Genomic DNA, 22,427 nt, shown 5'->3' with positions numbered 1-22,427 from the left:
GCCGGCCGCTAATGTCCTACCGCTGCCGCGCACCAAACCAGGTTGTTAACGCCGCGTCGAGCCCATCCGCCGACCCTTCGCCCACCCAGGCGACGTAGCCGTCTGGCCGGACCAGGACTGCCGTCGGGGCATCCACCGTCCCCAGCACCGGAAGCTGCCACGCGCCGTCGTACGTTGCCCTGACCTGCTGCACCTGGGCCGCCCATCCCCCCGGATCCAGCGCGGGGGCACCAAGGTCAAGGAGCACCGGGCGGCCCTGGTGCAGGAACTGGTACACCCGGGACGGGCCGTCGGCTGTGATGAGGTCCAGGTCGGGCATGCGCCGGCCGAGCAGCGGGTGGCCGGGCCCCAGGTCGTAGGCGACGTCCAGCCCGGTGACCAACGCCGCGATCGGGGCGCCTGCAGCGTCAACCCGGAGCACCTCGTCCAGCAGATCGCGCAGAGCCTCCTGCCGCGGATCGGCCTTCTGGAAGAGGGACTGCGCCATGGTGTATTTGAGCGCCCGGGCACCGGCAGGATGGCGCTCGGCGTGGTAGGTGTCCAGCAGTTCCTCGCCCGAGTTCCGCAGCACCACCTGCCCCAGCTTCCAGCCGAGGTTGACGGCGTCCTGCAGCCCCAGCCCGATGCCGAGGCCGCCGGTGGGTGAGTGGACGTGCGCCGCGTCGCCGGCCAGCAGCACCCGGCCTTTCCGGTAGGACTCTGCCTGCCGGGTGGCGTCGGTGAAGCGCGAGACCCAGATGGGGCTGTGCACGCCGAAGTCCGTGCCGAACACCTCGAGCAGGGCCTGCTTCAGGTCATCCAGGGTGGGTTCGGCAGCCGGGCTGAGTGAAGCCTCGGTGACCACTACCCGGACCACGCCGTCCCCCATCGGGTACAGCCCATGGATGCCGCGGGCGTCCACTTTGCCCTGCTGGCCGGGCTCCCCCGCCACCTTTACCTCGGCGATCAGGCTGCTACGGGTCGCATCCGGGCCCACCAAGGAAATGCCGGCCGAACGCCGCACCACGCTGCGCCCGCCGTCGGCACCCACGACGTACCTGGCCCGCACCGGCCCCTCCCCCGCGAGCTCCACGGCCGCGCCGCCGTCGTCCGCTGAAACTCCGGTGACCTCCACCCCGCGCCGGATCTGCACGCCCAACTCCTCTACCCATTCGAGCAGCAGCCGCTCGATATGGTTCTGGAACAGCGCCAGCGTATAAGGATGGCGCGTGGGCAGGGAGCCCAGGTCCAGCTGCGTGCCGCCAAACGGTGCGGTCTGCAGCGTCCTGCCCTCGGCGAGGAACCGGTCCGCGATGCCGCGCTGATCCAGCAGTTCGATGGTGCGCGAATGGATTCCGCCGCCGCGCGAGCCGGCCAGCTCCTGGGACGGGCGCCGCTCCAGGACAAGCGCGTCCACCCCTGCCAGCCGCAGCTCGCCCGCCAGCATCAGCCCCGTGGGTCCGCTCCCCACTATGACTACGTCGTGCATACCCAACCGTCCCCTTCCTTTTTCGACCGCCAGTATGCGGTACCCCCGGGGCCTTGCCGCAAGGCCCCGGGGCCGCGGTACTTTGGAAATGGAAGGGATCCCGGCCCGGCGCGCGTTCCGCCGCCGACATCCCGGGCAGGCCTTCCATCCGCTGGAGGTGTCATGGCATCCATCCGCTCTTACTTCCGTGCCCGATATTGGCGTCCGGCAACGATCCACCAACTGCCGGCGGTGTTGCTCGCCGTCTGCATCCTCCTGGCCGGAAGCCTTTCAGTGGCCAGCCAAACAGGGGACGGTGCAACAACACGCCCCGCCGCTGAACGTGCAGCCGCGGTCCAGGGCGGGCTCCTCTTCGGACTCGGGCCGCAGGCGCACGGGGCGCTGGACAAGCGCATCGTCAAAGAGGCGCCGGTCAACATGGTCACCAGCTGGTACAACTACCGGACTGACATGAATTTCTTCGACATTTACCGGACCGACGTCACGCCTCAGATCTACGCTGCAGGCAAAGCGATGCACCTGGTCATCTGGGACGGCTATCCGCGGCCGGGAACCCCTGGCGGAAGCCCTGACGGCATCGTGCAGACCAAGTACGGGCCGGTCTGCGGCGAGGCTTACCCCCTGTCCAGGGAGTTCCAAACGGACATGGTGCAGCTGGCAAAGAACACCGGCGGCCCGGCCTCAGGGCCTCCCTTGTATGTGTCCATGTTCACCGAGTTCCAGACGTACCCTTGCCGAGAGGATGGGAACTATTGGGACACCGGGCAGGCCTACTACCGCGCGCTGAAGGACGCCTACCTGGAAGCGAAGAATGCGTTCCACACCTACGCACCCAATTCCAAAGTCGCCCTGACGTGGGGCGGCTGGGCTGCAACATTTGATGACCCCGCACGCGGCGGCGGCCGGTCCATGCTGCCGTTCTTCAAGGACGTCATGGATGACTCGGACTTCCAGTCCTTCCAGGCGATGGGCATCCACGAGAACGTGGAACAAACCACCTGGATGGTGAAGGCGCTGCACGGCTACGGAAACGGCCTGTCCCTACTGGCGCACTACAAGCCGGACAACGACTCGCTGGCGGTATACGACGCCGACATGAAAGGTTTCTTTACTGATTCCAAGATGGCCGAACTCAAGGCAAACGGCCTTTTCGGGTTCAGCTTCCTGTCGCAGGACCTGCTGATGTCCAGCGAGGCCCGGTTCCAGCAGGCCAAGGCCGCCATCACCAGGTACCAGGAGGCGACACCGCCCTGGCCGCTGGGGTGAGGGCGCCGCAGTTGGGCGGGCGTTGGGATGCGTACGACGGCGGCGGACGGCCTTTGCCTGGAAGTCACCTTTGAAAATAATTGCCTGGCGTTGTCGATTTCCGCTTCCGCTGTGCGTCGTATGGGTAGGAGCTTCTCCGACGGGAAGCCCTTAACCACACCGGAAGGGAGCACGACATGTCCAAGTACCTGATCCTGATCTACCAGGACGAGGCGGTGGCCAGGCAGGCCGAAGGCGAATCGATCAGCGCCAGCTACCAGGAGTTCCAGCGGCGGCGCGGGTCCTCCCTGCTAGGCGGGGCCGCCCTGCATCCGTCCTCCACGGCGACCTCGATCCGCCGCGACGGATCCGGCGGTTTCGCGGTGACGGATGGCCCCTTCGTGGAGTCGAAGGAAACGCTGGGCGGCTACTACATGATTGAGGCAGCCGACCTCGATGAGGCGCTGGAGATCGCCAAGGAAGTTCCGGCCGGCGTCGGAGTTGAGGTGTGGCCGGTTCGGGTGGCCAACTAATGCCTCGGCCCGCCAGCACAGAGGTTGCTGCCGCGGTGGCGGACGCCCACCGCCGGGAGTGGGCGTTCGTGCTGGCGGCAACGGTCCGGGTTGCGGGTGACATCGACACTGCCGAGGAGGCGGTTCAGGACGCGTACGCCAGTGCGTTGTCCACGTGGGGCGGGAGCGGAATCCCCCGCAACCCGGGGGCCTGGCTCACGGTGACGGCCCGACGTCGGGCCCTGGACCTTCGACGGCGGGCAGCCGCCGCGGAGCGCACGCTGCCCAAGCTGGTGGGCCCCGGGGAGCCCGGCGTTGATGAGACGGTTGTCGAAGGGATGGTCGCCGAAGACGGGGACAGCGGGGACATCCCGGACGACCGGCTCCGGCTCATTTTCACCTGCTGCCATCCGGCCCTGGCGTTCGAAGCCCAGGTGGCCCTGACCCTGCGGCTCCTGTGCGGGCTCTCCACGGCCGAGGTGGCGCGGGCGTTCCTGGTCCCTGAAGCAACCATGGCGGCCCGCATTACCAGGGCGAAGAAGAAGATCGCGGCCGCGCACATCCCGTACCGGGTGCCGGCGTCGTCCGAGCTGCATGAGCGGCTGGACGGGGTGTTGTCGGTTGTTTACCTCGTCTACACCACGGGGCACACGGCTCCATCGGGAGCAGACCTGATGCGCAGGGACCTCGCCGAGCGGGGGCTTGAGCTGGCGAGGCTGCTGCGCGTCCTGCTCCCCCACGATTCCGATGTTGCCGGGCTCCTGGCCCTGGTCCTGCTCACCGAGGCCCGTGCCGGTGCCCGGCTCAACGGAAACCGGGACGTCGTTCTGCTCGAGAACCAGGACCGGTCAAAGTGGGACCGGCAGGCCATCGAGGAAGGGGTGGCGCTTCTAAGGGAGGCGCTGGCAGCACGGCCTCCGGGCCGCTTCGCCCTCATGGCCGCCATCGCGGCGGTGCATGATGAGAGCGGGTCCTGGTCCGAGACCGACTGGCACGAGATCCTGGGCCTGTATGACCTGCTCATGGAAAGGTGGCCCTCCCCGGTGGTTCAGCTCAATCGGGCTATTGCCCTCGGTTTCGCCGCAGGCCCCGCTGAAGGGCTGGCGGAACTTGATGCGCTGGGCGCCGAACCACAGCTGGCACGCTACCCCTACCTTGCCGCCGCCCGCGGCGACTTCCTGGCCCGGCTTGGCCGTTTGGAGGAGGCCCGGGTGGCGTTTGAGGAGGCGCTGATCCTCACCGACAACGACGCGGAACGGCGGTTTCTCCGGGGCCGGATAAGTGAGCTGACGGGGTAGGCCCTGGCGCACGGGTGCAGGCAAAAGGGAAGGCCCCTCCTTAGGAGGGGCCTTCAACGTAGTGGTCATTTGTCGTTTGGTATCGGTCAGCGGTGATGCGCAATCCCCCTTCCCGGACGCCCCCGGCGCCCATCCGGACTATGACGCGTTCCACTTTAATAAGGAGTGGCCAGTGCGTAAAGACCCTATTGCGGAAAGATTTGAGGCACGGTGCCGGCGGTAGGCCGCCGTCGTCAAATTGCCTCTGGCACTCATGTTGCCTTTGTTCTATAACTAATCGAACAAAGGCAAGGGGTGAAGGCGTTGATCCTCAACGTAGACCTGGCTGCTGAGGTGCCCATCTACCAGCAGATCCGGGACCAGATCGTGGAAGCAATTGCCCACGGCGCACTCACGGAAGGCAGTACGCTGCCGCCCATCCGCGCACTCGCCGCCGATTTCGGCATCAACTTCCACACCGTCAACAAGGCCTACGATCTCCTCCGGCAGGAAGGGCTGATCAGCCTCAGCCGCAAGACCGGAGCAGTGGTGACCGCGAGTGCCGCGGACCAACTGCTCCCCTCCGACTGGACCGCGAGGGCCCGGACCCTTCTGGCCGAAGCTGTTGCCCGCGGAGTGCCGGCTGACCAGGTGCTCCAGACCTGCCAAGCGCTCCTCGAGTCATTTGGCCAACCGCAGCAGGAGGAAAGGCGATGATCGTTTCCATCATTTTGGGCTTTGTCCTGCTGGGACTGGTGCTGCTGCTCGCACTGGTGCTGCCATCGGTCACCAGCGGCACAGTGCCCTTCGGCGTGCGGATCCCGGCCCAGTACTCAACCCATCCTGTGGTGGCGGAGCAGTCGCGCCGGTACCGGCGGCGGGTCCTGGTCTGCGGGGGTGTCATTGCCGTGGTGGGCGTGGGGAGCCTCGCACTCACGCGGCAGCCGCTGCTGCTCCCCTTGTCTGTGCTGGTGCTCGTGGGGCTCTGGTACGGCTGCTTCTTCCTGGCCCACCAGGAGATCCGGGCGGCGAAGGTGGACGGCGGCTGGTTCGAGGGCCTTCACCAGGGCATCGCGGTGGACACCGAGTTGAGGACCAACCCGCCGCGGTTTCCCTGGCGCTGGTTGGCACCCGCCGCACTCATCACTGCCGCGACCGCGGTCATCGGCATCCTGATGTATCCCTCCATGCCCCAGAGCCTCGTGGTGCACTACGCCGGCAATGGAGCTGCCGACCGGTTGGAGGCCAAATCGGTTGGCTCGGCCTTTTCGCTGGTCTTCCTGCAGCTGGGTCTCACAGCGCTGCTGGCGGGCCTGGCGGCGGCCATCATACGAAGCCGGGCGGATCTAGACCCAGCCCGCCCTGAGGGCTCCGCACGCTGGGCCCGGCACTATATTTCGCTGGGCGCCAAGGCACTTCTGGGGCTGGTGGCCATGATCGATCTGGGCTTGATGGGGTCATCACTGTTGATGTGGACCGGGACTGTTGCCCGGTGGGCGCCGCTGGTAATCGTGGTCCCGGTCCTGGCCTCCGTAGTGGCAGCGGTGACGGTCCTGGCCAGGAACAACGCGGACCGCGGCGGGAATGGGGAGGACACGGGGCTGACGCACCGTGACGATGACAAGTTCTGGCGCGCCGGCCTGATCTACTTCAACCGCGAAGACCCGGCGCTGCTGGTTCCCCGCAGGTTCGGCATTGGATGGACGCTGAACTTCGGGGACCCCCGGGCGGCAATGCTGCTGGCCGGCGTGGTAGCGCTGATCGTTTTGGTGATCACGCTCCGCTTTGGCGGCTGAGCAGGTACGACGGCGGCATGCGGCCCCGTCTCACCCACCGTTACTGGATCAGGTAGTGGCGTTCATCCACGACGGGAGCTGTGGATCCTTTAGGGAGTGCGGCCCTTGACAGCGCCTTCAGTCCGATCACCGGAAGCAGCGCGGCGGCGGCTCCTACGGAGAGGGCAGTCCAGGCAAGGTTTTCGAGCGCGCCTAGCGCGGGTGCCTGCGGAGCAGTATTCGCCAAGATTCTGACCCTTATGTGAGACCGGTGGGGACTCCAAGATTACGGCAGGGTGCAGGGATCCAGGAAAAGTACGACGGCGGCACGCGACCGCCGTCGTACACATCACCCTAGGTTGGACTATTGCGGGTGGCGGTTAGATGTCCGCCAAGAGCGACGTGGGGTTTTCGATGGCGTCTGCCACGAAGCGGAGGAACCCGCCGGCCGTTCCGCCGTCGCAGACCCGGTGGTCGAAGGTGAGGGTCAGTTCGGTGACCTTGCGGACGGCCAGCTCACCGTTGACCACCCACGGCTTGTCGATGATCCGGCCTACGCCGAGGATGGCCACCTCCGGGTGGTTGATGATCGCCGCGGACCCGTCCACGCCGAACACGCCGTAGTTGTTCAGCGTGAACGTGCCGCTGCCCAGCTCCGTGGGGGTCGCTTTGCCCTCCCGCGCAACCTGGGTGAGCCTGCGGATCTCGACGTCGAGTTCACGCGCACTGAGCTTCTCGGCGCCGCGTACGGAGGGCACCACCAGGCCGCGGTCGGTCTGCGCCGCGAAGCCCAGGTTGATGCCGTCGAAGGACACGATCTCCTGCGACCCGTCGTCCGCGGTTTCGATCCGTGTGTTCAGTTCCGGGTACTTCTTCAGCCCCGCCGTGACGAACCGCGCGATGAACGCGAGCAGGCCGGGGACTTCTGCGCCGTTGGCCTTCAATCCCTCGCGCAGCTCCATTAGCGCGGTGGCGTCAACATCCACCCAGACGGTAGCTTCCGGGATTTCGGAGCGGCTGCGGGCCATGTTGGTGGCCACAGCCTTCCGCACACCACGCACCGGCGTGCGGGCGGAGATGGGAAGGCCGGTGCGGGTGTCGGTGGTTGAGCCGGCAGGAGTTTCAGCCGGCGCAAGAGACGGACGCTTCGGCGCCGCCTGGACAGGCTCTGCCTGGGGTTCAGCCGTGGGCGCTGCTGTCCGCATCGCCGCTTCGACGTCGCGGCGCATGATCAGCCCGCTGTCGCCGGAGCCGGAAAGCTCTCCCAGGTCCACGCCGTGCTCCCGCGCCATGCGCCGGACCAGCGGCGAGATCACGGCCCCAAGCTTGCCCGGCACACGGGTACGAAGCAGGGTGAGGTCATCCTCGGTGGGGCTCGACGGCGCCTCGGGCTCAGCGAGGGCGACGGCGGTCTTCCGGGCACGGGTACGGCGGGCAACACCATGACCGCCGGGAGTTCCATAACCAATCAAGACATTTCCGGAACCGGCCTTCTCCTCCTCCCGATAGGCCTCGGCCTTGGTGTTGGCCGGTTTGGGTTCGGCAAGCTCAGTTTCGCTTGGCTCAACCTCGGGCTGGGCGGGCGAAGGGGCGGGGGCGGCATCATCCGCGGCGGCCCCAGCACCAAGAGGCGTCACCGAGATCAGCGGCTTCCCCACATCCAGGGTCTCCCCCGGCTGCCCATGCAGCTCAGCAACGATCCCGGCGTAGGGGGACGGCACCTCCACGGCGGACTTGGCGGTCTCCACCTCGGCGATGGGCTGGTCGACGGCGATCTCGTCACCAACGGCCACCTGCCAGGAAACGAGCTCCGCTTCGGTGAGGCCCTCACCCAGGTCGGGCAGCAAAAACACGCGTGGTTCGTTCATGGTCAGTTCTCCCACTGAAGGTCGTCAACGGCGTCGAGGATGCGGTCCACGCCGGGCAGGTAGTACTTCTCGAGTTTGGGCGCCGGGTACGGAACGTCGAACCCGGTCACACGGCGGATCGGGGCGGCCAGGTAGTGGAAGCAGTGCTCCTGCACCCGGGCCACGATCTCGGAGGACACGGACGCGAAGCCGTGCGCCTCGGCGATCACCACGGCCCGGCCGGTCTTCCGCACGGAGGCGGATACCGTGTCGTCGTCGAACGGCACGATGGTCCGCACGTCGATGACCTCCAGCGAGCGTCCCTCCAGCGCAGCCGCCTCGGCGGCAGCCAAAGCGGTGGGCACGGACGGGCCGTAGGCAATCAGCGTGGCGTCTGTGCCGGGACGCGCGACGGCGGCACGACCTTCCGAGCCAAGTCCCGCCGTCGTACCTTCCGCACGGGAGTCGTGGAGACGCCGCAGCTCGCCCAGGTCCACCGCGTCCTTGGTCCAGTACATCTTCTTGGGCTCCATGAAGACGACGGGATCGTCGGAGTCGATGGCTTCGCGGAGCATGCGGTAGCCGTCCGCCACCGTGGCGGGGGTGTAGACCTTCAGGCCGGCGGTGTGGGCGTAGTAGGACTCGGAGGAGTCGCAGTGGTGCTCCACACCCCCGATGCCGCCGCCGTACGGGATGCGGATGACCATGGGCAGCTTCACCATGCCCTTGGTGCGGTTGTGCATCTTGGCCACATGGCTGACGATCTGCTCGAACGCCGGGTAGGCGAACGCGTCGAACTGCATCTCGATGACCGGGCGCATGCCGTTGATGGCCATGCCCACGGCCATGCCCACGATGCCGGACTCGGCCAGCGGAGTGTCGAAGCAGCGCTGCTCGCCGAAGGTGGCGGTGAGGCCGTCGGTGATGCGGAAGACCCCGCCCAGCATGCCCACGTCCTCGCCGAACACCAGGACCGAGGAGTCTGCCTGCATGGCGTCGGCCAGGGCGGTATTGAGGGCCTTGGCCATGGTGACCGGCTGCGGCCCGGCGGCTTCGGCGGACGCTGCAGCCGATGCGGCGGCGCGGGCGGTGGCGGCGGAAACGTTGCCGTTGGCCTCGGATGAGGTGGTGATGGTGGGGCTCACTTGCCGGCCTCCTTCGATTCAGTAGCTGCTGCGTCGCGGGCCAGTTCGTCCGCAAGCATGGCGGACTGTTCCGTCAGCTGCGGGGTCTGCCGCTCAAAGACGTGGCGGAAGAGTTCCTGCGGGTCCACCGGAACATCTTCGCTAAGGCCCTCGCGCAGCTGCGCGGCAACCGCCTCGGCGTGCTCACGGATCCGATCTTCAGCGGAATCGTCCAGCAGCCCGCGGTCCGTCAGGTAGGTCCGCATCCGGTTGACGGGGTCCTTGGCCCGCCACTCCGCAACCTCGGCGCTTTCCCGGTAGCGGGTGTCGTCGTCGGCATTCGTATGGGCCTGCATGCGGTAGGTGTTGGCCTCCACCAGCAGCGGGCCGGAACCGTCCCGGCACAGCGCAACGGCGCGGTCCAGGACGGCGAGGAGCGCCACCACGTCGTTGCCGTCCACGCGTTCGCCCGCCATGCCGTAGCCCACGGCCTTGTGCGCGAGCGACGGCGCCACGGACTGGTGCGCCAGCGGCACCGAGATGGCGTACTTGTTGTTCTGCACGAAGAAGATGACGGGCAGGTGGAAGACGGCGGCGAAGTTCAGGGCCTCGTGGAAGTCGCCTTCGCTGGTGGCGCCGTCACCGCACATGGCCAGCACTACGGTGTCCTCGCCCCGGAGCTTGGCGGCGTGGGCAACCCCGACGGCGTGCAGCAGCTGGGTGGTCAGCGGCGTGCACTGGATGCCCACCTTGTACTTGAGGGGGTCGTAGCCGCCGTGCCAGTCGCCGCGGAAGATGGTCATCACCTGCACCGGGTCCACGCCGCGGGTCATCACGGCGACGGCGTCGCGGTAGGTGGGGAACATCCAGTCACCGTCGGACAGGCACAGGGCGGCGGCCACCTGGCAGGCTTCCTGGCCATGGCTGGACGGGTACACGGCCATGCGGCCCTGCCGGACCAAGGCGGAGTTCTGGTCGTTGACGCGGCGGCCGACGACGAGGCGTTCGTACGCTTCGAGCAGTTCCTTGTCTCCGGGCACGGGGTACTCGTGGCCGGGCTGGGTGCCCTGCTCGCCTTCGGGGATAAGCCTGCCGTCCGGGGCCACCATCTGGATCTGATGCCGGGCGGGGAGCATGTAGTCCTCCACCGTGATGCCGAACTTCTTCACAGCCTCGTTCAGCGCGTTGTCCGGCGCTTCCTGCGGGCTGGTGGTGTCCGGCGCGGTGTGGTCTGCGGAGATCGTCATTGGTCCGTCCTTCGGTAGCCACTATTCGCTCCCAGTATGGTCCTGGAGCAGGTTTCGTATCTACCGGGTGTGCAAATCGTGGAGAACCTGCTTCGAACTGCCTAGTATGGGAGACGATTTGTAACTGTGACGTGGATTACCGATGGGAGCCGTGGACAAAATGCCGGGCAAGGACGCCGCTGCCGAGATTCCACTGGACGACATTGACCGGCGCATTATTGCCGAACTAACCCGGGACGGGCGGATGTCGGTTACGCAGGTGGCCGAGAACGTGCACATCTCCAGGGCGCACGCCTACTCCCGGATCTCCCGGTTGACTTCGGACGGCGTGCTGACCCGGTTTACCGCGCTGGTGGATCCAATCAAGGCAGGGCTCAAGTCCTCGGCTTACGTGACGCTGAAGCTGAAGCAGGATTCCTGGCGCGAACTCCGCGACCAGCTGGGTGCTATCCCCGAGGTCCACCACATCGCGCTGGTGGGCGGCGACTTCGATGTAATCCTGCTGGTCCGTGCCGTGGACAACATCGACCTTCGGCGGGTCATCTTCGACCAGCTGCAGACCATGCCCGGGGTGCTCGATACGCAGACGTTCCTGGTCTTTGAGGACGTGGACACGCGGTAGGGGCGTAGGGTGGTCCGCGACGCGCAGATCCACCTCCGACCCGGAAAGTACTTTTCGAGGCGCACACTTCGGGGGCGCCAGGGAAGCTGCGCGTCACGTCCGGCCTTGTGCGTCGAAAACGCCGGAACCACGACGGCGGCACGCACCACGGAGGCGACGGCGCTGGCCCGGAACAACAAGGGCCAGTGCGTGACCTATTCCGGATATTGGACGCCAACGGTACTCAAGATTTGCTCAATGTGAGCGCTCCACAGCGGTGCTGGGGCAGTACCCGAAGACCGCGTAGGTCCACTACTTGGGTTGCCCCTTTTCGCCTTGAGCCTTCACGGTGCGCAGAGAATCTTCCACGGCAACGCAGCGTGGAGAACGCAGGTAGTGGCAGCGCTTACCGAGTACCCGGCTTCTTGAGGTTCCAGAAACTCGGGTACCGGTACCTGTTGTTGCACCTATTTCGCTGCGGCAAATATTGGGTCATCGATCCACCGGAAGGCACCTGGATGGAGCCACCAATGGGGGAACGGGTTCTCAACCACACATTCAAGGAGTCTCTCCATGCGCAAAATGACCAAGAAGAACAAGATCGCCGCTGTTGCTCTGTCCGCGACGCTGCTGGCAGCCGGCGGCGGTGCAGCGTACGCCTACTGGAGCACGACGGGTTCGGGTACGGGATCTGCTGTCGCGTCGGCAGGCAACAACGAAGTCACCCTGCACTCCTCGTTCGCCACGGGAATTGCACCAGGCGAAACTCGGGCAGTGACCTACACGGCAGACAACTCGAACACCTCCAGCACGGTTGTCGCGGGCTTGGCTCCGACGGTGGCCACGAGTGACGCGAAGTGTCTCGCCAGCTGGTTCACCGTCGACGCGTCCAACTCACCGACGACGGTTCTGGCGAAGACGACCGGAACGACCGTGGGCACGGGGACTCTGACCTTCACGGACACCGCGGATAACCAGGACGCCTGCAAGACCGCCACCATTACGGTCAACGTCACCAGCCACTAACTAAGCGAGCGGGCCGGGGGCGGTGCGAATCCGCCCCCGGCTTGCCGTCATTTGCACCGAAGGAAGAGGGGCACAGGGTGCACGAGCAGGACGGGCATGCGCAGCGTCGCAGGCGGATCGGAATTAAGGCAGCACTGGTGGCGCTGGTGCTGCTGCTGGCCGGTGCCGGATCGCTGATTGCGGCGGCCAACAATCCAAAGCCGGGCATAACGGTGCAGGTCTCCCCCGCGAGCCAGTCCGTCCAACAGGGCCAGCAAGCGTCCTACACGGTAACCCTGACCTCCACCGGCGGATTCAGTGGCACGGTGAACCTGGCCGCCGCGGGACTTCCGGCCGGCGCAAGCGGCGCGTTCACGCCGTCGTTCGTCACCCTCAGCTCCGGCAGCACCACAACGGCCACCCTGAACGCCACTACCGCCGCAACGACGCCGGCGGGCACAAGCACAATCACAATCACCGCGGCGAGCGGCAAGGTCTCCGGCAGCGCATCGGCCAGCCTCACGGTGAACTACAAAATCTCCGGCTCCTTCTCGATGACTGCCACCCCGGACTCCGTCACCATTCCGCCGGGTGCCACCGCCGTCTACACGCTGGAGCTCAGCCGCACCAACCTCAGCGGACCCATCACCTTCAGCGTCCTGGGCGGACTGCCGGCGGGAGCCACCGCATCGTTCTCGCCCAACCCGGCCACAGGGAACTCCACCACCCTCCAGGTGGCCGCCACAAACGCCTCCCCCACCGGAACCTCCAGCCTCTACCTGATGGGCACCGGCAAGGACTCCGCCGGGAAGGCGCAGTACGCCTACGCGAACGTCCAACTGGTCCTGGACTCCACCATCAAACAGTTCGGCATCTCCGGGTCCCTCCCAGGCGCCCTGTCCCCCGGCACCTCGGCCGGACTGAACCTGCAGATCAGTAACCCCATCAACAAGCCTTTGTCGCTGACCAACCTTTCGGTCGCCGTCGCGGGCGTCACCAGGAGCGCGGCCGCCGTGGCAGCCAACCTGCCCTGCACGCCGGCCGACTTCATCGTCACCCAGTACAGCGGCCCCTACCCGCTGGCAGTTCCGGCCGCGGGCGGTTCCCTCCAGGGGCTCAACGTCGCACAGACCGCCTGGCCGCGGGTGGGAATGCTGGACACGTCTACCAACCAGGACGGCTGCAAAGGCGCCGCCCTCCAGCTCAGCTACTCAGGATCAGGACAGGGGAACTGAGATGTCACCCACAAGAAGCCGTGGCTTCAGGGCAGCTGCCCTCGCAGGCCTCCTCGTGACCGCCGGCGCCGGAACGGCCTACGCCTTCTGGAGCGGCACGGGCGCCGGGAGCGGCTCGGCAGCCGCCGGCACCATGCAGGCCGTCACCGTGGACGCCCTCGTCGCCGGCGACAACCCCAAGGCGGCCCTCTACCCTGGCGGTAGCGCCGACGTCGTCCTCCGCCTGACCAATCCCAACCCCTACTCTGTGCAGGTCTACAGCGTCACCGGCAACGGGCCTGTCACAGCGGACGCCGCGCATCCCGGATGCACCACCACCGGCGTCAGCATCACCGGAACCGCCGCACCTCTCACCCCCGCAACCTACGTTGCCGCGGACTCGTCGGCACTCATCACCCTCCCCGGAGCGGCCACCATGGATACCACCTCGCTCGCAGCCTGCCAGGGCGCAACGTTCAGCGTTCCAGTGACGGCGGAGGTCCGCAAATGAGCCTCGCCGTCCGCAACGCGTCACTCTTCGTCGGCCGCCGCCCCTCCCGCAGGTTCACGTGGATCATCACAGCGGTCCTGCTCCTGCTCGGCTCTGGCACTGCCGCCTACGCCTTCTGGGCCTCCACCACCAGCAGCAACAACGCCGCCGCCGCAGCCGACGCCCTGACCCCGGGCTCCAAGCCGGCCGTCAGCGCGAACGGCGCCGCACTCTCGGTCACCTGGGCCAGCGGCAGCACCGTCAACGGCCGTGCCGCCACCGGCTACACCGTGGCCCGCTACTCATCAGCCACCGGCGGGACCGCCATCCCGGCCACCGGCGGCTGCGCGGACACCGTAACCACCCTCACCTGCACGGAGCAGAACGTCCCGGGCGGCACCTGGTACTACACCGTCACCCCTGCCATCGCACTCTGGACCGGCGCCGAGAGCCCGCGCAGCAACGGAATCAGCAGCGATGCCACCCCGCCCAGCGCGGCAGCCACAGTTTCACCCACTCCCAACGCAGCGGGCTGGAACAACAGCAGCCCCGTCACCGTGACGGTCACGGCCGACGACGGCACGAACGGTTCCGGCGTCGCCTCCATTACGTACGGGGTCGACGGCGGCGCGCAGCAGACGGTCAGCGCGGCCGTCGCCACTATGCCGGTCACCGGGGACGGGACGCACACGGTGTCGTACTTCGCGACGGACCAGGTGGGCAATCCCGGGTCGGCGCAGAGCCTGACGGTCAGGATCGACACCCAGGCGCCAGTGCTTACGCTCAGCGCTCCGCCATACGTCAACGCCGCCACGGTTGCGGGAGTGACCATTACCGGAACCTCAGAGGCGAATGCGAAGATCACGCTCACTGCGGCCGACGCAGGTTCCGCCCACACCACGCCCGCTGCTACCCCCACCGCGGACAGCAGCGGAAACTGGTCCGCCACCCTGAACCTCGGCAGCCTGAACGAGGGAACGGTGACCTACACGGCCACCGCCACGGACGCTGCAGGCAACACCAGTGCAGCCAAGACCGCCACGAGCACGAAGGACACCAACGTTCCTGGGCCGGCAGCTGGGGTGAGAGTGCCCGCCTACGTGAACACCGGCAACGTTGGCGCCGTCCCCGTCTCGGGCAGCGCTGAAGCCAACGCGACCGTCACCGTGTCTGCCACGAGTCCGGGAACTGCCACCCCCGTCACGGTCGCGCCGACGGCCAACGCCAGCGGGGGATGGTCCGCCAGCATGAACCTCGGGACGGTCAAAGACGGTCCGGTCGCCTACACGGTCACTGTCACAGACGCGGCGGGCAACACCAGCACTGCGGTCACTGCATCGGATACGAAGGACACCGTTGCTCCGGCACTGACCATCACGGCGCCCCTGTACGCCAGCGGGAGCAGCAAGGTGAACGGCACTGTGGAGTCTGGAACCGTCGTGACGGTCACCGTAAGGGATTCGGCATTCAAATCGGTGACGGCCCAAGTGACGCCCACAGGAACGTCATGGTCGACAACGGTGGACATCTCCAGCCTCGCCGACGGCGCGCTGACCTACACCGCGTCCGCTACGGATGGCGCCGGCAACACCACCACGGCCACCGCCTCCGGCACCACTGCGAAGGACACCGCTCCCCCAACTGTCACGGGAATCAAACTGGCCAACGGAGGTTCGACGAATACCAATAAGGCCTCCGCTGATCCTGGCGACACCGTCACCATCACGTTCTCGGAGAAAATGGATCAAACCAAGGTGTGCTCCACCTGGACGACTACTCCGTCCGGCACCGCCACCATCACCGACAAGGGCAGCAATGACTCACTGGCCTTCTCGTTCAGTGGCTGCAGCATAGGTACCGTCACGCTCGGTGGTGATTATCTGACCGGCAACCCGGCCACGTTCGGGGCTAATGGAACCACGTCCACCCTGACGTGGGACGGTACAAATAACGCGCTGATCATCACGTTCGGCAATGCGCCCAATGGAAGCTCGGGTGCAGGCACGCTCAATGTCGGTGTTGTTCCCGGAAAGCCTGGCTACACACCGCCAACGGGTTTTACGGACATGGCCGGAAACCCACTGGGAACAGCGCCCTTCGCGTCCCTGACAGCATCCGGTTTTGCGCCCTGACGAATGTTCACGCCCAGGGGCCGGCCTGTAGTTCAACGACTGCAGGCCGGCCCTCTGTCGTTCCGTTCACTTGCGCCGGCGGGCCACCAGGACTACGTACAGGGCGACGCCCACGGCCCCCAGTGCACCGATGTTGACCCCTACGTTTCCACCGTTAAGGATGGACGGTCTCCCTTCGTCCGGTGGATCTTGGTTCCTTTATGCCACATCGTCAGCCACGCACATCAGGTTTCGACCCGCAGGCTCCCCCTCGACTCAGGTAAGGGATCGCCGAAGAACTATGCAGTGGCCAGGCCTTTCGTGCAGCCCACCACCCACGTCTGGTTGTTCCACTCATTGTGACGTACGGCTCGGTCAGCGTCGATGCGTCCTGGTGCCCGCCGGGGGCGTCCACCGCCAGTGCTCGGAAAATGCCTTCCGGATCAATGCCGCCGCGCCGGTAAAACCGGTAGTCCTCGATCGCCACAATCGCGTTCTTGATGTTGGGCGACATCTGGTCCAGGGGAATCCGGGCCGGTTCTCATTGAAGAGGGTGGCAATCTGGGACCCCTCCGCGGCAAGCACACGCCTCCCACGGCCGACTCGGTCAACGCTGCGGCGGGCACCATCAACCCGGCCACCAGGGCTCCACAGAGGACGCTGACGCCAAGGAAGGCGAGGATCCACCCCAGCGTCATTCCCGTGGCGCGAAACAGGCCCCTGCCCCGGGGCCGGTTGGGGAGGTTCAGAACGGGACTCGTGAGGCCATTCGTGTCTCCGGATCTTCTTCCTCGCCGGCAAGCATACGTTTTCACCCCACGCGTCCTGCCCCTGGCGTCATGGGCTTTCCCCCGCAACCACGCGGGACTCCAGGGGAGTTCACGGCGCATTCCCAACAAAAGCCCGTCAGCCCGCGCTGGAAGTAGGTGCAGGCGCCAGGGTCTCCCCTCCCCCGTAATCAGCAGTAGGTGCCGGCGATGCATAGTCAACGGACGACGTCGGCTGCCCGCCTCCCAGAGGCTGGCCCGCCGGTGCGGTGGCACCGCCAGTCGCTGCCGGAGCAGGTGCATCGGCGGGTGCGGAGGGCCCATCCTGGGCGAAGGACGAAGTGGGGCCAGGGGTCGGATCGCCACTGGGGCCCGCCGAAGCGGGCGACGTCGCCACAGAGGTGCCCCCGGAAACCGAAGAACCCTTCACAATGGCCGTGATCTGGTCCTTGAACCCGTTAAGCGTTGCCTGGATTTCGGACAGCGGGACGTTCTGGATGTTCCGGCCGTACTCCGCGATCTGCGCCCACAGGGCTTCGAGCTGCTGCTTACTGTCTCCGTCCAAGGGCTTGTCGAGGGTCAGGACCAGCTGGCTGGCCAGGGCATAGGTGAGGCAGTCCAGGCAGTTGTAGTTGGCAGCCGCCGAAAGGTTTTGCGGCACGATCACGTCGGTCTGCCCCACCACCAGGACCACCTGGAACCCCACGGCCACCGCCCCACATCCCGAGCAGTTGGCAAAGGCGTAAGCCTCATTGGTGGTGGTGACCGGTTCCCCGTCCTCCGCCCACACCAGCGCGAAGGCCACGCTGTACTTCACCGAGCCGTCGGTGGTGTTGACGGCGAGCGCCTGGTTTCCGTCGGCGGCGGGGGCGGCCGGCCTGTCGAACGGGAACACCCAGGACGGAGCAACAGCAGAAGAGGTGCTGCCACCCGGGGAGGCACCGTCCGATGAAGCATCCGCCGGCACCAGCACCATGCTCAGCTGGGGGTTGTCCCGGGTGGGCTTCACAGCACCCGCAGGCCACAGCGCAACAGTCCGCCCCGAAGCACCCTCCCGCAATTCCACGCGCTCACGTCCGCGCTGGGGCAGGATGGCCCGCGTTGCATCACCCAGCGTCCCGCGTTCGTAGGCCTGCACCGGACGGTACGTCCCGCCGTCGGGCCACCACGCCCAAGCGAGCCCTGCCAGCAGGACTGCGACGGCGGTCATGGCCGCTGTGCGCTGCACGGCCTTGCCGCGGGTCTTCTGCCAGAGCCCCGTGACCAGCTGCCGCAGCAACCGCACCACGATGTACAGCACGCCCAGCACCGGGACCGCCACCACAACAATGGCGAGGGCCCGAACGGCCACGCCCAGCAGGTCGCCGGAAGAAAAGCTCGCCGCCAGCGCTTCCTGCTGTTTGACCACGCTGACCCACCCTGTGGCCAGCAGCCGTGGCAGGGAGAGCACCATCATCACCATGCTGAACAGCAGCACCGGTACGGTCACCAGCACCCAGACGGTGACGACGGCCCTCGCCCACGGCTTGAGCACCTTGCTTTCCGGGCTTCCCCAGCGCCAGGGAAGGATCCCCAGGAGGGTGGGTTTGATGCGCTGGAACAGGTCGGGCACGCCGGTGGCGTCCGCCAGGATGTGGTAGCCGTCGTACTTGACCAGCGGGATGAGCTGGCGGATCATCTGCAGGATCTGCGTGACCACCACCAGCAGGAGCGCGTCAAAGCCGGTGGCCCACCACAGTCCCATGATGGCGACTGCCACGATCGCGTTGAAGTACAGGCCGCCCAGGTCGGTGCGGATCCTGCCCGCGCGGCCCAGCCGGTAGGAGTCGGTGACGTCCGTGAAGAAGGCTGGCCACAGCAGGTAGAGCCCGGCGCCCATGGCCCCGGGGGTCGCTCCGCCCTTGCGGGTGGCGGCGGCGTGGCCGAATTCGTGGAAGCCGGCCGACAGGATGGTGACGGCGAGGATCAGCAGCAGGAGGGCAGGCTGCTCGAAAGCCTCATGGGTGGCCGAGCCGAGACCCTTGACCATGAGCACCCACCAGCACGCGACCAGGAACGCAGCCGTCACGGCCACCAAAATCAGCGGGTTGAACAGCACCGCGAACGGTGCGGTAATCCTGCGGGTGCGGGCAGGATCGGACACGATGTAGCGGAAGCGCAAACCCAGCAACGGGTTGGACTTCTTGACCTCCGGCTGGCTGCCGTCGGCGAGCCGAAGCAGGCCCATGGGCAGCAGCTGCGAGTCCATCAGGGTACGGACGTTGTCTGCACTGACCAGCCGCCCGGAGCCTTCACTGGCGTGCCGCGCAATGCCGTCCAGGTCGCGGGTCCCGTCCGCCGCCTCCAGCACCAGGTACAGCAGGCGGGTCAGCTGGAGGGTCTGGCCGTCGGCGCGGCGCACCAGGGCGGGCGGTTCGCGGTAGCCGGACCCCTCTGCGGTGCCCAGCAGCTGGACGCCGTCCGCCCGTGCCGGAAGGTGGGGACCCGCCGTCGTAATTTGGCCCGGCTGGTCCGGGGCAACAGAGACGCGTGACGACGGCGGGCCCGCCTCAGGAGGCGGGCCGCCGTGGGTTTGGGTCATGTTTGCTTACTGCTGCAGGTCGGACTGCTGGCCGGCGGTGGCGTTCGCCTCGCCGTCGATGTGCTGCGAGATGGTGGCGCTCTGGTCCGAGATGGCGTACGCCTGGCTGTCGATGGAGCCAATGTTGGCGGCCACTGCGGCGTCGATGGGTGCAGCCACGTTGGCGTTTGCGGCCACGGCACCGTTGATGGGTGCGGCGATGGCGGCATCGGCGTCCAGGTTCACGTCAACGTTCAGCAGATTGCCGTTCAGCGCACCGGCTGCGTCAGTGAGCCCACCGGTGCTGGTGGGATCTGTCACCGCACCGGCCGTTCCATCGGTGGTGCCCGTGTCGGTGGTGCCGTCACCCTGACCGATCAGGCTGTCCTGGGTGGAGTCGGCATTGGCGTCGGCGGTGATGCCCTGGTCAATGGCGGCGTCCTGGCTGGACAGTGCCTGCGCGTCCGAGCCGAAGGAGAGAATGTTGGCCGAGGCGGCAGCATCGATCGGTGCGGCGACGTTGGCGTTTGCGGCGACGGCCAAATCGATGGGCGCCGCTGCGTTGATGCCCAGATCCAGGTCCGCGTTCAGGTCCAGGACGGACGCCACTTCCTTGTCCGGCAGGGCGGTGGCCTGCTCCGACATCAGTTCTTCATCGGTGAGGGGACGCATCTCGTTGTCCATGCTTGAAAAACCTCCGGTGCAGCGCGGGTGCTCTGCCCCCAGCGGACAGCCGCGCCCCACAATACTAAGCATGGTTAGTAGTTTTGCGAAGAGTTGTGGACGCTACGGCGATACTATTTTTCGTGAGCCGCAGTGCCGTCCCAGTACTGATAGCCGTCGTAACAGTCACGGGAGCAAAATGCCGCAGACTCAGTTGGAGGGAGGGCCTGCCCGCAGTACCGGCACTTTGGCTTGGATCGCAGGATCTGCTTCACGATTCTCAGCATGGATGAAGGCTAAGCGTCCCATCCGCAGATCTGACCAGTAATTGATACTGCAATTCAGCAGGGCGCAATACCTGCCTCAGCCATAATTCCCAGAGCATTCCCAGCAAGCAGATGCAATTCCGGATCCGGTCCATGGGTACGTGTTTTCCTGGGAGGCAGGGCGCCGCCCGGGAAGGGAGAGGCATGGAATCGCTGCCCCTGGCAGTTCTGTTACTGATTTTTGCCGGCGCCGCAGCGGTGATCTGGGTGGCGGGAATCCACCTCTCCAAACAGACGGATGTTCTTGATGACCGGCTGCATCTCGGGTCGGCATTGGGCGGCCTCATCCTGCTTGCCATCGCCACGAACTTGCCCGAAATCGCCATCACCGTCAGCGCAGCCGCTTCCAACAACATCGGAGTGGCCGTTGGAAACATCCTGGGCGGCATCGCAATCCAGACCGTCGTGCTGGTCATCCTCGACGTGTTCGGAACACGAGGCACCGATCCCCTCAGCTATAAGGCAGCGTCCCTGACGCTGGTCATCGAGGCAGTCACCGTTATCGCAGTCCTGGGCGTGGTGATCGCCGGAAGCCAGATGCCGAACTCGCTGGTGGGCCTGCGCCTGACGCCGGCCGCTGTGCTGATCGCCGTGATCTGGATCCTTGGATTGATCCTGGTCCAACGATCCCAGAAGGGCCTTCCCTGGCACCAGCAAGGAGACGCGCCCGGCGGGCAGGACGAGCCCCGGGGCCATTCGAAGAAGAAGGCCCACGACAAGAACCGGCACATCAGCACGGGCAAGTCTGCCCTGATCTTCACCGTCGCGGCATTGGCCACCCTGGGCGCAGGCGTGGTGCTGGAGCGCAGCGGGGATGCGATCGCCGGGCACATCGGACTTTCGGGCGTCCTCTTCGGAGCCACCTTCCTGGCCCTGGCCACTTCCCTGCCCGAAATTTCCACCGGGCTGGCATCGGTGAAGCAGGGCGACTACAAGCTGGCCTTCAGCGACATCTTTGGCGGCAATGCGTTCCTGCCCGTCCTCTTCCTTGTTGCAGTCCTGATCACCGGGAAACCGGTGCTGCCCCAGGCCCAGGCCACCGACATTTACCTCACCGCCCTGGCGATCCTGCTGACCCTGGCCTACGTACTGGGGCTCCTCTTCCGGCCTAAAAAGAAGCGCCTGGGCATGGGAACCGACTCGTTGGTCGTCTTGGTCCTCTACCTGGTTGGAGTGGCCGGCCTCTTCGCCGTGGCCACCATGTCCTGAGCGCAAAAACCAGCGCCCCGGGAAAGCCTCCAGCCCACAGTTTCCCGCACTACTGCGGCCGGGACGGCAGTAAAATTATGGGATGTTCGGTATCGACGCCGAAAAGCTCTTCGTCCTCCTCATCATCGGCGCCCTGGTGCTGGGCCCGGACAAGTTGCCCGAGTACGCCGCCAAGTTTGGCCGCCTCGTCCGCGAACTGCGCCGGATGGCTTCCGGAGCCCAGGAACAGCTCCGGGAGGAACTCGGCCCTGAGTTCGATGACATTGACTGGAAACGGCTCGACCCGCGCCAGTACGATCCCCGACGGATCATCCGCGAGGCGCTCCTGGATGGACCTGCCCAGCCTCCCCAGACTCCGTCTACTAAGACGCGCGGGGAAACGGCAGCCCCCTTTGATTCCGAAGCAACATAAGGCAGCCGGGATCAGAGGCGTCAGCGCGAGGACCGCGGCCGTGCCGCTTCGTCCTCAGGCGCCCGGCCCTGCGCCCGCCGGAGCCGGTACTCACGCCAGGTGATCCACACGATGAAGATGTCGAACGCCGTGAGGAGCACCATGCCCCAGGAGAAGGACACCGAGATTCGGTAGAGCTGGTAGGCGATGAAAACCAGCAGGAAGGCGATCATCCACGGGTAGGCCCACAGCTTTTCCCTCAGGACGGCCCACACCAAGACGATCTTCACCACGCCGTGCAGAAGAAGGTAGACAGCGCCAAACAACGACGCCGACCCTGAAAGGTTGGCGGTCATGTGCAGCACGCTGTTGGCCACGAAGTCCCGGGGATCCTGGGCGAGTTCATGCTGGGTAAGGAACCGGGCCACCTCACCGATCTGCGCCGGCGTGACCGCCAAAAGAAGGATCCCGCCGATCAGTTCCAGGACTCCGTCCAGCCCCTTGAGGAGCAGGGAGATGCGGAAGGTCCTGTCGAGCACTGTCGTTCCCGATCGCGCTTTTTCCATTGGTGTTCCCTTCCGGGCTCCCCGGCCGT

Annotated in this window: 21 protein-coding genes; 12 read left to right on the top strand and 9 right to left on the bottom strand. The window is 66.3% G+C overall.

Annotation, left to right across the window (positions count from 1 at the left end):
• Positions 1–16 precede the first annotated feature (16 nt).
• Positions 17–1,468: an FAD-dependent monooxygenase gene (locus tag FBY30_RS11070; protein WP_142132915.1), complete on the bottom strand. Its 1,452-nt coding sequence runs from the start codon at positions 1,466–1,468 to the stop codon at positions 17–19.
• A gap of 162 nt (positions 1,469–1,630) precedes the next feature.
• Between FBY30_RS11070 and FBY30_RS11065 the strand changes: the two genes are divergently transcribed.
• The 5 genes from FBY30_RS11065 to FBY30_RS11045 all read left to right on the top strand — a co-directional run bounded on the left by FBY30_RS11065 (position 1,631) and on the right by FBY30_RS11045 (position 6,298).
• Positions 1,631–2,734, top strand: a complete 1,104-nt coding sequence (locus tag FBY30_RS11065; protein ID WP_142132914.1) for a hypothetical protein — start codon at positions 1,631–1,633, stop codon at positions 2,732–2,734.
• Positions 2,735–2,910: 176 nt separating this feature from the next.
• On the top strand, positions 2,911–3,246 hold the full coding sequence (locus FBY30_RS11060; protein ID WP_142132913.1) for a YciI family protein: 336 nt from the start codon (positions 2,911–2,913) through the stop codon (positions 3,244–3,246).
• Positions 3,246–4,523 carry an RNA polymerase sigma factor gene (locus tag FBY30_RS11055; RefSeq protein WP_142132912.1) on the top strand — a complete coding sequence of 426 codons (1,278 nt, stop codon included), beginning with the start codon at positions 3,246–3,248 and terminating at the stop codon, positions 4,521–4,523. The genes FBY30_RS11060 and FBY30_RS11055 overlap by 1 nt, the downstream gene beginning before the upstream one ends.
• 294 nt (positions 4,524–4,817) lie before the next feature.
• On the top strand, positions 4,818–5,219 hold the full coding sequence (locus FBY30_RS11050; RefSeq protein ID WP_200830675.1) for a GntR family transcriptional regulator: 402 nt from the start codon (positions 4,818–4,820) through the stop codon (positions 5,217–5,219).
• Positions 5,216–6,298, top strand: coding sequence for a DUF1648 domain-containing protein (locus FBY30_RS11045; protein WP_142132911.1), 1,083 nt, complete (start codon positions 5,216–5,218; stop codon positions 6,296–6,298). Before FBY30_RS11050 ends, FBY30_RS11045 begins: the two co-directional genes overlap by 4 nt.
• Positions 6,299–6,338: 40 nt before the next feature.
• Here the strand turns inward: FBY30_RS11045 and FBY30_RS11040 are convergent, their stop codons facing one another.
• From FBY30_RS11040 to pdhA, 4 genes are all read right to left on the bottom strand, one after another.
• Entirely contained in the window at positions 6,339–6,524 is a 186-nt protein-coding gene (locus FBY30_RS11040; RefSeq protein WP_142132910.1) for a hypothetical protein, read from the bottom strand.
• 133 nt (positions 6,525–6,657) lie between these two features.
• Entirely contained in the window at positions 6,658–8,145 is a 1,488-nt protein-coding gene (locus FBY30_RS11035; RefSeq protein ID WP_142132909.1) for a dihydrolipoamide acetyltransferase family protein, read from the bottom strand.
• A 2-nt stretch (positions 8,146–8,147) separates the two neighbouring features.
• On the bottom strand, positions 8,148–9,269 hold the full coding sequence (locus FBY30_RS11030; protein WP_142132908.1) for an alpha-ketoacid dehydrogenase subunit beta: 1,122 nt from the start codon (positions 9,267–9,269) through the stop codon (positions 8,148–8,150).
• Positions 9,266–10,495: a pyruvate dehydrogenase (acetyl-transferring) E1 component subunit alpha gene (pdhA, locus tag FBY30_RS11025; protein WP_142132907.1), complete on the bottom strand. Its 1,230-nt coding sequence runs from the start codon at positions 10,493–10,495 to the stop codon at positions 9,266–9,268. The genes FBY30_RS11030 and pdhA overlap by 4 nt, the downstream gene beginning before the upstream one ends.
• 160 nt (positions 10,496–10,655) lie before the next feature.
• Here pdhA and FBY30_RS11020 point away from each other — a divergent pair, with 160 nt between their 5' ends.
• The 5 genes from FBY30_RS11020 to FBY30_RS11000 all read left to right on the top strand — a co-directional run bounded on the left by FBY30_RS11020 (position 10,656) and on the right by FBY30_RS11000 (position 15,937).
• A complete protein-coding gene (locus FBY30_RS11020) occupies positions 10,656–11,117 on the top strand; it encodes an Lrp/AsnC family transcriptional regulator (RefSeq protein ID WP_142135166.1) in 462 nt (153 codons plus the stop codon).
• A 552-nt stretch (positions 11,118–11,669) separates the two neighbouring features.
• Positions 11,670–12,122: a hypothetical protein gene (locus tag FBY30_RS11015; protein WP_142132906.1), complete on the top strand. Its 453-nt coding sequence runs from the start codon at positions 11,670–11,672 to the stop codon at positions 12,120–12,122.
• 77 nt (positions 12,123–12,199) lie between these two features.
• Positions 12,200–13,336 (top strand): COG1470 family protein, encoded by a 1,137-nt coding sequence (locus FBY30_RS11010; RefSeq protein ID WP_142132905.1) that lies wholly within the window; start codon positions 12,200–12,202, stop codon positions 13,334–13,336.
• Between the two features lies 1 nt (position 13,337).
• A complete protein-coding gene (locus FBY30_RS11005; RefSeq protein ID WP_142132904.1) occupies positions 13,338–13,826 on the top strand; it encodes a hypothetical protein in 489 nt (162 codons plus the stop codon).
• Complete coding sequence (locus tag FBY30_RS11000) at positions 13,823–15,937, top strand: beta strand repeat-containing protein (RefSeq protein ID WP_142132903.1); 2,115 nt, start codon at positions 13,823–13,825, stop codon at positions 15,935–15,937. Before FBY30_RS11005 ends, FBY30_RS11000 begins: the two co-directional genes overlap by 4 nt.
• 211 nt (positions 15,938–16,148) lie before the next feature.
• On the opposite strand, the gene FBY30_RS21180 is transcribed toward FBY30_RS11000, so the two are convergent.
• The 3 genes from FBY30_RS21180 to FBY30_RS10985 all read right to left on the bottom strand — a co-directional run bounded on the left by FBY30_RS21180 (position 16,149) and on the right by FBY30_RS10985 (position 19,927).
• Positions 16,149–16,430, bottom strand: coding sequence for a transglycosylase domain-containing protein (locus FBY30_RS21180; RefSeq protein WP_327437007.1), 282 nt, complete (start codon positions 16,428–16,430; stop codon positions 16,149–16,151).
• Positions 16,431–16,822: 392 nt separating this feature from the next.
• A complete protein-coding gene (locus tag FBY30_RS10990; protein ID WP_142132902.1) occupies positions 16,823–19,264 on the bottom strand; it encodes a hypothetical protein in 2,442 nt (813 codons plus the stop codon).
• 6 nt (positions 19,265–19,270) lie between these two features.
• The gene (locus tag FBY30_RS10985) at positions 19,271–19,927 is read right to left on the bottom strand and encodes a peptidoglycan-binding protein (RefSeq protein WP_142132901.1); all 657 of its coding nucleotides are present in this window, start codon (positions 19,925–19,927) and stop codon (positions 19,271–19,273) included.
• Between the two features lie 449 nt (positions 19,928–20,376).
• Between FBY30_RS10985 and FBY30_RS10980 the strand changes: the two genes are divergently transcribed.
• Together FBY30_RS10980 and FBY30_RS10975 are read left to right on the top strand one after the other, a co-directional pair.
• On the top strand, positions 20,377–21,441 hold the full coding sequence (locus FBY30_RS10980; RefSeq protein WP_142132900.1) for a sodium:calcium antiporter: 1,065 nt from the start codon (positions 20,377–20,379) through the stop codon (positions 21,439–21,441).
• An 82-nt stretch (positions 21,442–21,523) separates the two neighbouring features.
• On the top strand, positions 21,524–21,853 hold the full coding sequence (locus FBY30_RS10975; RefSeq protein ID WP_142132899.1) for a twin-arginine translocase TatA/TatE family subunit: 330 nt from the start codon (positions 21,524–21,526) through the stop codon (positions 21,851–21,853).
• Between the two features lie 20 nt (positions 21,854–21,873).
• Here FBY30_RS10975 and FBY30_RS10970 read toward each other — a convergent pair whose 3' ends face one another.
• Positions 21,874–22,398 (bottom strand): DUF2127 domain-containing protein, encoded by a 525-nt coding sequence (locus tag FBY30_RS10970; protein ID WP_142132898.1) that lies wholly within the window; start codon positions 22,396–22,398, stop codon positions 21,874–21,876.
• Positions 22,399–22,427 lie beyond the last annotated feature (29 nt).

The sequence above is a fragment of the Arthrobacter sp. SLBN-83 genome (assembly GCF_006715285.1).
Classification (GTDB): Bacteria; Actinomycetota; Actinomycetes; order Actinomycetales; family Micrococcaceae; genus Arthrobacter.
Note: the sequence above shows the minus strand (reverse complement) of the source record. Positions and strands in the feature narration are given on the sequence as shown.